At 58.8% G+C, this 14,240-nt stretch carries 14 protein-coding genes and 1 pseudogene; 14 read left to right on the top strand and 1 reads right to left on the bottom strand.

Going from position 1 to position 14,240, the window contains the following annotated elements; all coding sequences use genetic code 11:
• Position 1 precedes the first annotated feature (1 nt).
• The 5 genes and pseudogenes from ddpC (at position 2) to RHM65_RS25505 (ending at position 5,019) form a co-directional block, all read left to right on the top strand.
• Positions 2–901 carry a D,D-dipeptide ABC transporter permease gene (ddpC, locus tag RHM65_RS21680; RefSeq protein ID WP_322168964.1) on the top strand — a complete coding sequence of 300 codons (900 nt, stop codon included), beginning with the start codon at positions 2–4 and terminating at the stop codon, positions 899–901.
• Positions 898–1,917 carry an ABC transporter ATP-binding protein gene (locus tag RHM65_RS21675; protein WP_322168966.1) on the top strand — a complete coding sequence of 340 codons (1,020 nt, stop codon included), beginning with the start codon at positions 898–900 and terminating at the stop codon, positions 1,915–1,917. Before ddpC ends, RHM65_RS21675 begins: the two co-directional genes overlap by 4 nt.
• On the top strand, positions 1,914–2,885 hold the full coding sequence (locus RHM65_RS21670) for an oligopeptide/dipeptide ABC transporter ATP-binding protein (RefSeq protein WP_322168969.1): 972 nt from the start codon (positions 1,914–1,916) through the stop codon (positions 2,883–2,885). The genes RHM65_RS21675 and RHM65_RS21670 overlap by 4 nt, the downstream gene beginning before the upstream one ends.
• Positions 2,886–3,126: 241 nt before the next feature.
• Positions 3,127–4,161, top strand: a pseudogene (locus RHM65_RS25510) (cache domain-containing protein); the annotation flags it as partial.
• A gap of 93 nt (positions 4,162–4,254) precedes the next feature.
• Positions 4,255–5,019, top strand: coding sequence for a methyl-accepting chemotaxis protein (locus RHM65_RS25505; protein WP_416194793.1), 765 nt, complete (start codon positions 4,255–4,257; stop codon positions 5,017–5,019).
• A 675-nt stretch (positions 5,020–5,694) separates the two neighbouring features.
• Here the strand turns inward: RHM65_RS25505 and RHM65_RS21660 are convergent.
• Positions 5,695–6,591, bottom strand: coding sequence for an alpha/beta hydrolase (locus tag RHM65_RS21660; RefSeq protein WP_322168975.1), 897 nt, complete (start codon positions 6,589–6,591; stop codon positions 5,695–5,697).
• A 232-nt stretch (positions 6,592–6,823) separates the two neighbouring features.
• Here RHM65_RS21660 and phnC point away from each other — a divergent pair, with 232 nt between their 5' ends.
• The 9 genes from phnC (at position 6,824) to phnK (ending at position 14,203) form a co-directional block, all read left to right on the top strand.
• Positions 6,824–7,657, top strand: coding sequence for a phosphonate ABC transporter ATP-binding protein (phnC, locus tag RHM65_RS21655; protein WP_322168978.1), 834 nt, complete (start codon positions 6,824–6,826; stop codon positions 7,655–7,657).
• Between the two features lie 66 nt (positions 7,658–7,723).
• The gene (gene phnD, locus RHM65_RS21650) at positions 7,724–8,728 is read left to right on the top strand and encodes a phosphonate ABC transporter substrate-binding protein (protein ID WP_322168981.1); all 1,005 of its coding nucleotides are present in this window, start codon (positions 7,724–7,726) and stop codon (positions 8,726–8,728) included.
• Positions 8,729–8,803: 75 nt separating this feature from the next.
• Positions 8,804–9,592: a phosphonate ABC transporter, permease protein PhnE gene (phnE, locus tag RHM65_RS21645; protein ID WP_322168984.1), complete on the top strand. Its 789-nt coding sequence runs from the start codon at positions 8,804–8,806 to the stop codon at positions 9,590–9,592.
• Positions 9,593–9,625: 33 nt separating this feature from the next.
• Positions 9,626–10,330 carry a phosphonate metabolism transcriptional regulator PhnF gene (phnF, locus tag RHM65_RS21640; RefSeq protein ID WP_322168986.1) on the top strand — a complete coding sequence of 235 codons (705 nt, stop codon included), beginning with the start codon at positions 9,626–9,628 and terminating at the stop codon, positions 10,328–10,330.
• 40 nt (positions 10,331–10,370) lie between these two features.
• Complete coding sequence (phnG, locus tag RHM65_RS21635; protein ID WP_322170861.1) at positions 10,371–10,826, top strand: phosphonate C-P lyase system protein PhnG; 456 nt, start codon at positions 10,371–10,373, stop codon at positions 10,824–10,826.
• Entirely contained in the window at positions 10,826–11,437 is a 612-nt protein-coding gene (gene phnH, locus RHM65_RS21630; protein WP_322168989.1) for a phosphonate C-P lyase system protein PhnH, read from the top strand. Before phnG ends, phnH begins: the two co-directional genes overlap by 1 nt.
• Positions 11,437–12,513, top strand: coding sequence for a carbon-phosphorus lyase complex subunit PhnI (locus RHM65_RS21625; RefSeq protein WP_322168992.1), 1,077 nt, complete (start codon positions 11,437–11,439; stop codon positions 12,511–12,513). The genes phnH and RHM65_RS21625 overlap by 1 nt, the downstream gene beginning before the upstream one ends.
• Positions 12,510–13,388 (top strand): alpha-D-ribose 1-methylphosphonate 5-phosphate C-P-lyase PhnJ, encoded by an 879-nt coding sequence (locus RHM65_RS21620; RefSeq protein ID WP_416194764.1) that lies wholly within the window; start codon positions 12,510–12,512, stop codon positions 13,386–13,388. Before RHM65_RS21625 ends, RHM65_RS21620 begins: the two co-directional genes overlap by 4 nt.
• Positions 13,385–14,203 (top strand): phosphonate C-P lyase system protein PhnK, encoded by an 819-nt coding sequence (gene phnK, locus RHM65_RS21615; RefSeq protein ID WP_322168995.1) that lies wholly within the window; start codon positions 13,385–13,387, stop codon positions 14,201–14,203. Before RHM65_RS21620 ends, phnK begins: the two co-directional genes overlap by 4 nt.
• The last annotated feature ends 37 nt before the right edge of the window (positions 14,204–14,240 follow it).

The raw sequence follows: 14,240 nt of genomic DNA, 5'->3' as shown, positions 1-14,240 counted from the left end.
GATGTCGACGCCATTTTCCGCACCCATCGTCGCGCCATTGCCAGGCACGCCGCGCTGGCAGGATAAATTCGCCTATTTGCGTTACCAGATCCGCCGCAGCCCGCTGACCATGGCCGGCATGGCGATCACCTTGCTGGTGCTGCTGTGCATGGCCTTCGCGCCGTGGCTGGCGTCCCATGACCCCAACGCCTTGAACCTCGCCCAGCGGTTGGCTGAGCCGTCGGCGGCGCATTGGTTTGGCACCGACGAAGTGGGCCGTGACCTGTTCAGCCGCGTGGTGTATGGCAGCCGGCAATCGGTGGGCGTCGGGCTGTTTGTGGCCTTTGCGTCCTGCTTGATCGGAGGCTTGTTGGGCTGCATGTCCGGGGTCATCGGCGGGCGCTTCGACGGCCTGATCATGCGCTTGATGGACATCATGCTGTCGGTGCCGTCGCTGGTGTTGATCATGGCCTTGACCGCCGCGCTGGGGCCGAGCCTGTTCAATGCGATGTTGGCTATTACGCTGGTGCGGATTCCGTTCTATGTGCGTCTGGCCCGTGGGCAGGCATTGAGCATCCGCCAGATGGGCTACGTCAAAGCCGCGCAGACCTTTGGCGCCGGACGTTGGCACATCGTGCTGTGGCACGTCGCACGTAACGCGATGCCGCCATTGTTGGTGCAACTGAGCCTTGATATCGGCAGCGCAATTCTGATGGCCTCGGCCTTGGGTTTCATCGGTTTGGGCGCTCAACAGCCAACGGCAGAGTGGGGCGCAATGGTCGCCACCGGACGCAATTACATCCTTGATCAATGGTGGTATTCGACCTTCCCCGGCTTGGCGATTCTGATTACCGCCACCGGCTTCAATCTGTTGGGCGACGGCGTACGCGACCTGCTCGACCCGCGCCAACAGGGGAAATGAGCATGCACAGTGCGCAATATCTTCATCCGTCAGCAGCGCCGGTGCTGGTCATCGACCAACTGAGCATTGAGTTCCCGGCTTATCGCAGCACGGTCAAAGCACTGAACGGTGTTTCGTTGCACGTGAATCCGGGCGAAATCGTGGGCGTGATCGGCGAGTCGGGTTCCGGCAAATCCGTCACGGCGATGCTCAGCTTGCGGTTGTTACCGGAGCGCAGTTACCGGGTCAGCGGCGGCAGCTTGCACATCCTGGGACGCGACATGCTCGCCGCCAAGGAGAAAGACCTGCTGAAAGTTCGCGGTCGCGATGCGGCGATGATTTTTCAGGAGCCAATGACGGCGCTGAACCCGACCCGACGCGTTGGTCGGCAGATGCTCGACGTGATCATTCACCACCAACGGTTGAGCAAGGCGCAGGCGAGGACCAAAGCCTTGGGTTTGCTGCGTGACATGCACATCGCTGATCCCGAGCAGGTGCTTGAAAGCTACCCCTTCGAACTGTCCGGTGGCATGCGCCAGCGAGTGATGATTGCCTTGGCGTTCTCGTGCGATCCGCAGTTGTTGATCGCCGACGAACCGACCACCGCGTTAGACGTCACGGTGCAGCGCCAAGTGTTGTTGCTGTTGCGGGAAAAAGCCCGTGAGCGTGGCACCGCGATTCTGTTGATTACCCACGACATGGCCTTGGTGTCGCAGTTCTGCGACCGGGTGTACGTGATGTACACCGGCGCCGTGGTGGAGCAGGGCGCAACCGCTGAGGTTATGGCCGATCCGCGTCATCCGTACACCCAAGGTTTGCTCAGCGGCTTGCCGGAACAAGTTCAGCCAGGCGAACCGTTGATGACGATACCGGGGCAAGTGCCCAACCTGTCGGCATTGCCCGATGGCTGCACGTTTCGAGACCGCTGCGCGTATGCAATGCCGGTTTGCAGCCAACGCCCACCCCTTCAGGCCATCGATGCCAGCGGTCTGCGCAAAAGCGCCTGCTGGCTGAGCGTTCAGGAGCCATCGGCATGATCAGCAACGTCCGTAAACAATTGCCGACTGACAGCGCGTCGATTCTCGACCTTAAAGAGGTGCGCGTGCATTTTCCGGTAGGCAGCGACTGGTTGGGTCGCCCGAAAGGCGTGGCCCATGCCCTGAACGGGATCGACCTGGACGTTCGTGGCGGTGAAACACTGGGGGTAGTCGGTGAGTCCGGCTGTGGCAAAAGCACCCTGGCGCAACTGCTGATGGGCCTGATCAAGCCCACCAGCGGCACGCTGAACTGGATCTATAACGACGCCCGAGAACGCAGCAGCAATGTGCAGATCGTGTTTCAGGACCCGCAGTCCTCACTCGACCCACGTTTGCCGATCTGGAAAATCATCACCGAGCCGCTGTTCGTCCAGCGTGCCGCGCCGCGCCGGGAAATGCGTGAGATCGCCGCTAAAGTGGCCGCGCAAGTCGGAATCCGCACCGAGTATATGGAGCGCTTCCCCCATCAGTTTTCCGGTGGGCAACGGCAACGTATCGCCATTGCTCGGGCGCTTTCTTCCAACCCGGACATTATTGTTCTCGACGAGCCGACCTCAGCGCTGGATATTTCGGTGCAGGCGCAGATTCTCAATCTGCTGCAAGAGTTGCAACGCAGTCGCGACCTGACCTACATCCTGATTTCCCACAATGTGTCGGTGGTTCGGCACATGGCAGACCGGGTGGCGGTGATGTACCTGGGGCAGATTGTCGAACTGGGCAGCACCGCCGAGGTGCTTGAGCGACCGCGCCATCCCTATACGCGTCTGCTGCTCGAAGCCGTGCCCCGTTTGGGCGCGCCGCTAGACAACGCTCAAGTTGCGGCGCCCACCGAACTGCCGGGCAACCGCAACCTACCCACCGGCTGCTTCTTGCGCGACCGCTGCCCCCGCGCTACCACCGGCTGCGACAGGCCACAAGTTTTAGCGGCTGTTGGAGATACGTTGGTGCGTTGTCATCTGGAGTCCTGAAACGGTAGGAGTGAACGTGTTCGCGAGGCGGAGTGCCTGCTACACGTCTTCTTCGCCAACAAGTTAGCTCCCACAGATATAGGGGATCTGCAAATAACTCGCGAAACTGCGTAAACACATTGGTAAAGGCGATTTATTCTTCCTTTTGCTGACATAAGTCCGTACAACGCTGCATCGTAATCTTCGCGTGCGCATAGTTTGCGCACTCGCCATTGCTGTCTTTTTCCCGGATGCAGTTCAAATGATCAGAAATATGGGCTTCAGCAGGAAAATCCTGCTGGCCGCCACGTTAATTATTGTGGTCGCGTTTTCCTGTTTTATTGTTGTAAACGACTACCGACAACGTGAAACGCTGAAGGCCAATGTATTTTCGGAACTGCAACAACTGGGCAATCTGACCACCCATAACATTCAGACCTGGCTGGAAAGCCGAACCCAATTGCTTCAATCCATGGCGCAACAGATTGCCGTCGATGGCACGGCGATCCCTACCCTTCAGCGCACGGTGGGTCTGCCTGCGTACGCCGATAACTTTCAGTTGAGTTACTTCGGTTCTAGCGAAGGCGTGATGTTTTCCGTACCCGCGGGCAATCGGGCGAGTGATTACGATCCGCGCCAACGGGGTTGGTACAAAGCGGCGGTGAGTGCGCAAAGCACTGTCGTGACTGAACCCTACATTGCCGCGTCATCTGGAAAGTTGGTGGTTACCTTGGCCTTACCGGTCAAGCACGACAACCAATTCGTCGGTGTGGCCGGCGCTGACATTGCTCTGGACAGCATCAGTAATACCATCAACTCGCTGAACTTTGGCGGTCACGGTTATGCGTTTATCGTCAGTGGCGACGGCAAGATTCTGATTCACCCGGACAGCAAGCTGGTACTGAAAAACCTCAGCGAAGCGTACCCGGTTGGCACGCCGAAAATAGCCCCAGGGGTGGTCGAGGTTACCGTTCAAGGCAAGTCCGAATTTATCTCGTTCACCCACGTTGAAGGTCTCTCGTCGGCGAACTGGTACGTGGCACTGGTGCTGGATCAAGATGCCGCGTATTCGATGCTCAGCGAATTTCGTACCTCGGCACTGACCGCGATGATCATCATTGTGCTGGTCGTGGTGCTGCTGCTGGGCCTGTTGATTCGAGCGCTGATGCAACCGTTGCATCAGATGGGCCGGGCCATGCGTGACATCGCTGACGGTGAAGGTGATTTGACCAAACGCTTGGCCATTGAGGCTCAGGACGAGTTCGGCGCGCTGGCGGAGTCGTTCAACCACTTTGTCGAACGGATTCACGGTTCTATTCGTGAAGTGGCAGGCACCGCAGCGCACCTCAGTGAAGTCGCCGCACGGGTGGTCTGTGCGTCGAACTCGTCGATGGTCAGCTCCGATGAGCAAGCCAATCGCACCAGCAGCGTGGCGGCCGCGATCAACGAACTCGGAGCCGCCGCCCAAGAAATTGCGCAGAACGCCGCCTTGGCTTCGCAGCATTCCAGCGACGCCAGCCAGCTCGCGGGCGATGGTCAAAGAGTTGTGCAGCAGACCATTCAGGCGATGAATCTGCTGTCGGTCAACATCAGCGAATCGTGCACCCATATCGAAAGCCTGAATGGCAAGACGGTCAATATCGGGCAGATTCTTGAGGTCATTACCAGCATCTCGCAGCAGACCAATTTGCTGGCGCTGAACGCGGCCATCGAAGCGGCGAGGGCAGGGGAAGCGGGCCGAGGATTTGCCGTAGTCGCTGATGAAGTACGTAACCTGGCACACCGCACTCAAGATTCGGCGCAGCAAGTGCAGAAGATGATTGAAGAGCTGCAAGTCGGCGCAAAGCAAGCCGTGGTGACCATGACCGAAAGCCAGCGCCAGAGCGAGACCAGCGTCACCATCGCTAACCAGGCCGGTGATCGGTTGAGCAGCGTGACCGGGCGTATCAGTGAAATCGACGGCATGAACCAGTCAGTGGCCACGGCTACTGAAGAACAGACGGCAGTGGTCGAGTCGATTAATGTCGATATTACGCAGATCAACACGTTGAATCAGGCGGGGGTCGATAACTTGAAATTGACGCTGGAGGCCTGTGCGGATTTGGAAGAACAGGCGACCAAGTTGCAGCATTTGGTCGGGACGTTTCGGATATAAGTGATCGCTCGCCTCTCTGTAGGAGGGTCCGCCACGTCTTCGACGCCGCGCTGTCGCACAACAAACTGTGTGGCACTTTTTGTGTGGTTTGAGTTTGCAGGGTGTCAGGACTGGCGCCTTCCCGAATAAATTCGGTCCCACAGATTCTGGCGCTGCGCAGATTTCTGTAGGAGCTGCCGAAGGCTGCGATAAGGGCCGAAGGACCTTCGCCAACAATTGGCTCCTACAGATGGTCGCCCGCCTGTAGATCGCCCGTGAATTGAATATCAAATTACGGAAAGAGGCCCCGTGAAACCATGCGGCCGATCGCAGGCGTTGCGCAGGGGGTAACGAGGCAAGGATGCCGAGTAAGCCGTGCGCGGCCAGGGACGGCCGCTCACGGCGACCCCCGGAGCAACGCCGGAGTGAGGGAAGACCGAGCCTAAGCGAGGTCCCGCATGGTGGGGCAAGCGTTTTGGGTTACCTTTTTGGCGTTTGAAAAAGGTGACTCGCTGTAAAAGCGAAACCCTACTTTCAGCAACCACAAATGCCGGATATACACACAAAATACAGCGCCAACCCGTTGTTTTTAAAAAATTAAAAAGTAGTTTGATAAGAGCCAACGTGTTGGCGAGAGCGGATACACCGCTTCGCCAACACGTCGGCTCCTACAGAAGGCGCATCAATAACGCGGTTTTACTTCAACCCTGCCGCCATTCTCAGCGCTGGATAAAGGGCGGCATTAAACATGTCGCCATGGGCCAACCCTTCGAACTCTTGGTAATTCGCGGTCAGTCCAGGCTGTGTCGCCAGGTGCGCTGCGACCTGTCGATTGGCGTCCACCGGTACCGCCGCCATGGCTTTTCTTCGCTCCAGCGAGCCGCCATCAAATGATTTAACCGGTGGGCTGCCTTCTTTTGAACCGCGCATGATCATCACCCGTCGTTTTGATCCCTGGGCAATGCCGGTAAACCCCATGCCTTTGGCGTAGGTTTCTGGCTGATACCAAAGCGATGGACTGGCCGCGAACCAGGTTTGAAATGCTTGCGGCTGTTCAAACAGTGCGTACAACACAAACAACCCTCCAAATGAATGGCCCCACAGCATCTGCTGCTGGCGGTCGATGGCTTGCTGTTTTTCAACCAGCGGTTTGATCTGGGTGATGAGGGTTTTCAAAAAATCCGCCGACCCGACTCCGGTGTAATCACGGGTTCGCAGGTCCATGTCGTAGCGCCCTTCTATGTCGTACCCGACCATAACCAGCAGCGGCGGATTGCCCGCATCCAGTTCAGCGAGCCAATCATCACGCAGTTCCGCCATGACGTTATTGCCGTCGAGTAAATAGACCACCGGGTAACCTGCCGCAGGTGGCGCGCGGCGGGGTATGGCCAGATCCAGGCGGTAGCGGCGTTTGCCGTCGGTGGAACCAACGTGCAATCGCTCGAACCGATAATGAGCAGATCCACTGTCCGCCAAGGTGGGTTCGGACGCAGCTTGCGGGGTCGGTCGCGGGGTGGAAGTGGCCTGTGCGACCAGCGGCAAAACACCTAGTAACATAATTAACAGGACATTAAAGCGCGGCGCGGCGTGCATATCGCTGACTCTCCCTCTCAACAAGAAGCCCCGTCAGTCGGGGCTTTCAGAACCATACGCTGATACGCCAGAACTGGCACGGCGCACCGTCATCGAGTCCAACCTCAAACCGTAAGCCTACCGTTACCGTACTGTCATCCGCAGTTCATAGGTCTGAAACACAGGCTCTCTACTGTCTGAAGCACTCGAACGCAGCCGTGCAAAGGCTGTTCAACCAGACAGAGAAAAGCCCATGAACGCTGCTATCCATGTCGACCGTCTGAACAAGACTTTTGCTCGCAAGACCGCGTTGATCGATCTTGCGTTGTCTATACAACCCGGTGAAATGGTTGCGCTGATTGGTGCTTCTGGCTCTGGTAAGTCCACGCTGTTGCGGCACATGGCGGGGCTCGTCCACTGTGACAAACACAACGGCGGCAGCGTTCAGGTATTGGGGCGTGAAGTGCAAGCGTGCGGACGTTTGAATGGCAATGTTCGTCGGCTGCGCTCTGATATTGGCTACATCTTCCAGCAGTTCAACCTGGTCAACCGCCTCAGCGTATTGGACAACGTGTTGCTCGGTTGCCTGGGTCGCATGCCAAGCTGGCGCGGCAATCTGGGGTTGTTTAGCACCGAGGAAAAACAGAGGGCGATGGCGTCTCTGGACCGCGTTGGCCTGGCCGACTTTGCCGCTCAGCGCGCCTCTACCTTATCGGGCGGGCAGCAGCAACGCGTGGCGATAGCCCGTGCTTTGACCCAGCGCGCCGAAGTGATTCTGGCCGACGAACCGATTGCCTCGCTGGACCCCGAATCCGCACGCAACGTCATGGAAATTCTCGCTGACATCAATCGCCGCGACGGGAAAACCGTGGTTGTCACCCTGCATCAAGTGGATTACGCCGTGCGTTATTGCCAGCGCGCCGTGGCCCTCAAAGGTGGCCGCATCCATTTTGATGGCGCCGCCGAGGCGCTTAGTACCGAGTTTCTCAACGGCCTGTACGGCGCGGACCTGGACACCAGTCTGCTGTTCTCCGACACGGCGCGAAACGCCGAAAAACCGCTAAAGCTGGCCCTTGCCCGAGCGTGATCGCGGGCCGGAAAACGCTGCCGTTTCACTCACCCAACTGACCCTTTCTCTCCCAGGAACCTGCCCATGTTGAATCGTATCGGTCGCGTTTTTGCGTCTGCCGCTTTGTTGGCCACCTTCTGTCTAGGCACCGCTCAGGCTGAAGAGAAAGTCATCAATTTCGGCCTTATGTCCACCGAGTCATCGACCAACCTCAAGAGCATCTGGCAACCGTTTCTCGACGATATGTCGAAAAAAACCGGTCTGAAAGTCAACGCTACCTTCGCCTCTGATTACGCTGGTTTGATTCAGGGCATGCGCTTCAACAAGGTCGATATCGCCTGGTTGGGCAACAAAGGCGCGATGGAGGCCGTGGACCGCTCCAACGGCGAAATCTTCGCCCAGACCGCCGCCGCCAATGGTGCTGCGGGCTACTGGAGCCTGTTGATCGTGCGCAAGGACAGCCCGATCAACTCTGTCGAAGACATGCTGAAAAACGCCAAGAACCTGACCTTCGGTAACGGCGATCCCAACTCGACGTCCGGCTACTTGGTTCCTGGCTATTACGTCTTCGCCAAGAACCATGTTGATGCGGCCACCGCGTTCAAGCGCACCTTGAATTCGAGCCACGAAGTGAACGCCCTGAGCGTGGCAAAAGGTCAACTCGATGTCGCGACCTTCAACACCGAAAGCTGGGACCGCTTGGCCGTTACGCAGCCGGACAAGACCGCGTTGCTCAAAGTGATCTGGAAGTCGCCGTTGATTCCAGCCGACCCGATGGTTTGGAACAAGGGCCTGTCGGACACCGACAAAGCCAAGATTCGTGAGTTCTTCGCCACCTACGGCGATACCGATCACGAAAAGGCGGTGCTCAAGGATATGCAGTTGGGCAAGTTCTTACCGTCTTCCGACGATCAATTGCTGCCAATTCGTCAGCTTGAACTGTTCAAGCAGCGTAACGAAGTCGTCGCCAGCACCACGCTGGACGAGAAGGAAAAGACAGAGCGTCTGAAGGACCTCGACAGCAGTCTGGCCAAGCTGCAACAGCGCATTACCGAGCTTGATAAGAAGAACACCGCCAGCGCCGGTTAATGCCGGATGACCTGACACCAAGGACGGTGTCGGGCGGTCGCTGCCTTTGAATGCTTGAAGTGTCGAGAGTTTTTTATGACTACCCATGCCGCATACGTCGACGCCGTCGGCAAACGCACCTGGCCGCGCTATATCGGCTGGGGCCTGGTCCTCGCCTTGTTAGTCTGGTCTTGGCACGGCGCCGAAATGAATCCGCTGGCGCTCTACCGCGACTCCGGGAACATGGCGACTTTCGCTGCCGACTTTTTTCCGCCTGACTTTCACGAATGGCGTTCCTACCTTAAGGAAATGCTGGTCACGGTGCAGATCGCCGTATGGGGCACGGTCCTGGCGATTATCTGTTCGGTGCCGCTGGGCATTCTGTGTGCCGAGAACATCACCCCGTGGTGGGTTCATCAGCCGGTACGCCGGGTCATGGACGCGTTCCGTTCAATCAACGAAATGGTCTTCGCCATGTTGTTCGTGGTGGCGGTAGGTCTGGGGCCATTCGCCGGGGTATTGGCGTTGTGGATCGGCACCACCGGTGTGCTCGCCAAGCTGTTTGCCGAAGCGGTTGAAGCCATCGACCCCGGTCCGGTTGAAGGGGTGCGGGCCACCGGTGCCAGCGCGTTGCAAGAAGTCATCTACGGGGTGATCCCGCAAGTATTGCCGCTGTGGATTTCGTACGCGTTGTATCGCTTCGAGTCCAACGTGCGCTCGGCGACGGTGGTCGGGATGGTCGGTGCCGGCGGCATCGGCGTGATCCTCTGGGAAAACATTCGCTCCTTTCAGTTCACCCAAACCTGCGCTGTCTTGCTGATCATTATTTTGGTGGTGAGCGTGATCGACATCCTGTCGCAACGCTTGCGCAAACAGTTCATTTAACGGAGGCGGTGCCTGACGGCGCTTTTTTTAACCATGCACTTGTCTAGACAAATTGAACCGGTTTACCGCGAGCTGGCCGACACCTTGCGCAGGGAGCTGGACGACTATCAGGCGGGGGATTACCTGCCCGCAGAAATCCGCCTGGCCGCGCGGTTTTCGGTCAACCGTCACACCGTGCGGCGTGCCATCGACGAGTTGGTCTTAGAAGGCAGCCTGCTGCGCAAGCAGGGCAAAGGCACGCAGGTGCTGGAACGCCGCTTGATCTATCCCATGGCCGCCGAAAGCGCCTACAGCCAATCGGTCTCGGCCTTGGGCCACGGAGTCGAAGCGCGTTTATTGCAGCGGCGGATCTGCCTCGCCAATCGCGATGAAGCTACCCATTTGGGGCTGGCCGATCAGGCGCCGCTCATTGAGCTGCAAACCTTGCGCTTAGTCGACAGCCAGCCAGTAAGCCTGATTCGTCACCGTTATTGCGCCAGCCGTAGCGAGATGCTGGCGGCCTATAGCGGTGGTTCGCTGCGGCAGTTTTTCGCCGATCACGATCTGCCGTTGACCCGCACCTTCAGCCTGATCGGCGCACGCCTGCCGAGCCGTGAAGAAGCCGGTTTGTTGCTGATGCCCCGACACTTGCCCGTGCTGAGCGTCCTCACCCTTTCTCGTGATCGATCCGGTCAACCGGTGGAGCTTGCTCAGTCCACCAGCCGATCGGACCGCTTTCAGTATCAAGTCCTGACCTGATTAAAGAGTCCCAATGAACAGCCCGATGGAGATGTCGAAGATGAATCCCGCTCCTGTAGCCGCGACCACCGCCCGTCAACAGTGGATCAGCGTGTTGGCTCACGCCCGACTTGCCGATTTGAGTCATCACGAAGCCGCCTTACGCGACACCGACTACCAACTGATCCGCGCCCCTGAAATTGGCATGACGTTGGTCCGTGGCCGCATGGGCGGGACCGGCGCGCCGTTTAACGTCGGCGAGATGAGCGTCACCCGCTGCGTTGTGCGGTTGGCTGATGGCCGCACCGGTTTCAGCTACCTCGCCGGGCGCGACAAGTTGCACGCCGAGCTGGCCGCGCTGGCCGATGCGCATTTGCAGGGCTCGCAACAGTTGCGTTGGTTAAGTGAATTGATCGAACCCCTGGCCCATGCGCATGCCGCGCGCCGCGCCGTCAAAGAAGCCGAAACCGCTGCCACCAAGGTTGAGTTCTTCACCCTGGTGCGAGGAGAAGACTGATGAATGCAACCCTATTGCAACCGGCGTTCGCCGACTCGGTGCTGGATTCGGTGCGCAGTTTTCGCGCAGCCCTCAAAGCCCTGGCCGGTCCCGGCATTGTCCAGCCAATGAACGCGCCGCCGCTGGAGGGCTTGGCGCCTGCCAGTTACGCGCTGTGCCTGGCGCTGCTGGATGTGGACACGCCGTTGTGGCTGGCGCCGGCATTTGATACCCCGATCATTCGCGCCAACCTGGCCTTTCACTGCGGCTGCCCGATTGTCGGCACCCGTGAGCAGGCGCGCTTTGCCTTGCTCGACGACAGTGAGTTGAGTGACCTGCATGGTTTCGAGTTGGGCAATGATCGTTACCCGGACCAGTCCTGCACGCTGTTGATTCAGCTGGACCAGTTGGATGGCGGCCCCCACCTGACTTGGCGCGGCCCGGGTATCCAAAGCGAAAACCAGGTGGCATTGCCCTTGGCTGCCGGCTTCTGGGGCGAGCGCGACGCCCGCAATGATTTTCCCCGTGGACTGGACGCGTTCTTCCTCGCAGGCAGCAGCGTTATCGGCCTGCCGCGCAGCACTCGGGTGAGCGTGGCGCAAACCAACACTGTGGCCGAGGAGTTTGCCTGATGTACGTAGCCGTCAAAGGTGGCGAACAGGCCATCGACAACGCCCATCGTCTGTTGGCAAAAAGACGCCGGGGCGACACTTCTATTGCTGAGTTGGCCGTCGAACAAATTCGTCAGCAGCTGCCTCTGGCCGTGGCGCGGGTGATGAGTGAAGGCTCGCTGTATGACGAGCAACTGGCGGCCTTAGCGATCAAGCAGGCGGCGGGAGATTTGGTTGAAGCAATCTTTCTGTTGCGCGCCTATCGGACCACGCTGCCGCGCTTTGCCGGCAGCCTGCCGATTGATACGTCGGACATGCAACTGAGCCGTCGTTTATCGGCGACCTTCAAGGACGTGCCGGGCGGCCAGTTGCTCGGTCCCACCTTTGATTACACCCATCGCTTGCTCGACTTTGCTTTATTGGCCGAAGGCGAACAGCCGGGGCCTCAGGTGGAGGCGGGCGCACGGCTGGAAGCTTGCCCGCGGGTGCTGGGTTTGCTAGCCAAAGAAGGCTTGGTCAAGGATGAAGCCAGTAGCGACGAGACGATTGCTGACATCACGCGTAACCCTTTGGAGTTCCCATCCAGCCGTGCCCAGCGTTTGCAGGCATTGGCCCGTGGCGATGAAGGTTTCTTGTTGGCGCTGGGGTATTCCACGCAGCGCGGTTATGGCCGCAATCACCCGTTCGCCGGAGAGATTCGCATCGGCGAGGTTGAGGTCTGGATCGAACCGGAAGAGCTGGGTTTTCCCATCAACATCGGCAGCATTGAAATCACCGAGTGCGAGATGGTCAACCAGTTCGTCGGTTCGCCCACTGAACTGCCGCAATTCACTCGGGGCTATGGCCTGACGTTTGGCCAAGCCGAGCGCAAGGCTATGGGCATGGCACTGGTGGACCGCTCGTTACGCGCCGCTGAGTTCAACGAAGAAATCGAGTCGCCCGCGCAGCAGGAAGAGTTCGTGCTTAGCCATTGCGACAACGTTGAAGCAGCCGGTTTCGTCTCTCACCTGAAACTGCCGCACTACGTCGACTTCCAGTCTGAGCTGGAACTGATCCGCAAACTGCGCAAGCCTGCCGCCCAGGAGAATCTGCAATGAGCAGCAACCAGATGCCGGCCCGCCCCACGCGGGACGAGGCTTACAACTTTGCTTATCTGGACGAGCAAACCAAACGCATGATCCGTCGTGGGCTACTTAAAGCGGTGGCGATTCCGGGTTATCAGGTGCCATTTGGTGGCCGCGAAATGCCGCTGCCTTACGGTTGGGGCACCGGCGGGATGCAAGTTACTGCGGCGATTCTAGGTGCGGACGACGTGCTCAAAGTCATCGATCAGGGTGCGGACGACACCACCAACGCCGTGTCGATTCGACGCTTTTTTGCCCGCACGGCGGGCATCGCCACCACCGAGCGCACGCCCCAAGCGACGATCATCCAGACCCGTCACCGAATTCCGGAAACACCGCTGCACGCTGATCAAATCATGGTGTATCAGGTGCCAAACCCGGAACCACTGCGCTTTATCGAGCCGTCGGAAACCGAGACCCGGACCATGCATGCGCTGAACGATTACGGGGTGATGCACGTAAAACTCTACGAGGACATCGCCACTTTTGGCCACATCGCTACCAGCTATGCCTATCCGGTGATGGTCGATGACCGTTACGTGATGGACCCGTCGCCCAATCCTAAATTCGACAACCCGAAACTCGACATGAGCCCGGCACTGATGCTGTTTGGCGCTGGCCGTGAGAAGCGCCTGTACGCGGTGCCGCCGTACACCAAAGTGGTGAGTCTGGACTTTGAAGACCACCCGTTTGAAATCCAGAAATGGGAAGAGTGCTGCGCCATTTGCGGCAGCCGAGCGTCGTTCCTCGATGAAATGATTCTCGATGACGCAGGCACCCAAAGCTTCGTATGTTCCGACACCGACTATTGCGCCCAGCGCAGCATCGAACAGGAGGCGGCTCAATGAACACTCCAGCAAAATTGCCCCTGCACGACCGCCAGACAGACCGTGCGCAACCCTTGCTCAAAGTCAGTGGCTTAACGCGTTTGTACGGCGCTGAGAAGGGCTGCCAAGGCGTCGATTTTGATTTGTATCCCGGTGAAGTGCTGGGGATAGTCGGCGAGTCCGGTTCGGGAAAATCGACTTTATTGTCTTTGCTCAGTGGTCGTAGCCCCCCGGACAGCGGCGCCATTGCCTATCGCCGCAAGGAAGGCGACTGGTTCGACCTCTACAGCGCCAGTGAAGCCGAACGCCGTACCTTGCTGCGCACCGAGTGGGGTTTCGTTGAGCAAAGTCCGCGCGACGGCCTGCGGATGGGCGTCTCAGCCGGGGCCAATATTGGCGAGCGTCTGATGGCTCAAGGCGTGCGCAATTACAGCGAATTGCGGGCGGCCGGGATTGACTGGCTGAGCCAAGTGGAAATTGATCCGCTGCGCATCGACGACCTGCCACGGACCTTTTCCGGTGGTATGCAGCAACGCCTGCAGATCGCTCGCAATTTGGTCTCCGGTCCGCGCCTGGTGTTCATGGATGAGCCGACTGGCGGCCTCGATGTGTCGGTGCAAGCGCGTTTGCTCGACCTGTTGCGCGGTCTGGTGCGTGAGCTGGATTTGGCGGTGGTGATCGTCACCCACGATTTGGCCGTGGCCCGACTGCTGGCAGATCGGCTGATGGTAATGCGGCGTTCCCGGGTCGTGGAGTCGGGGCTGACCGATCAGATCCTTGATGACCCGCAGCATCCCTATTCGCAGCTGCTGGTGTCGTCGGTGCTGCAACCGTGAATTAACTGGCGACCGGATGATCTTCGGTCGCTGCCGT

It is taken from the genome of Pseudomonas sp. CCI4.2 (assembly GCF_034350045.1).
Taxonomy (GTDB): Bacteria; Pseudomonadota; Gammaproteobacteria; order Pseudomonadales; family Pseudomonadaceae; genus Aquipseudomonas.
The sequence above is the reverse complement of the archived record's forward strand: the minus strand, read 5'-3'. Positions and strand labels throughout refer to the sequence as shown.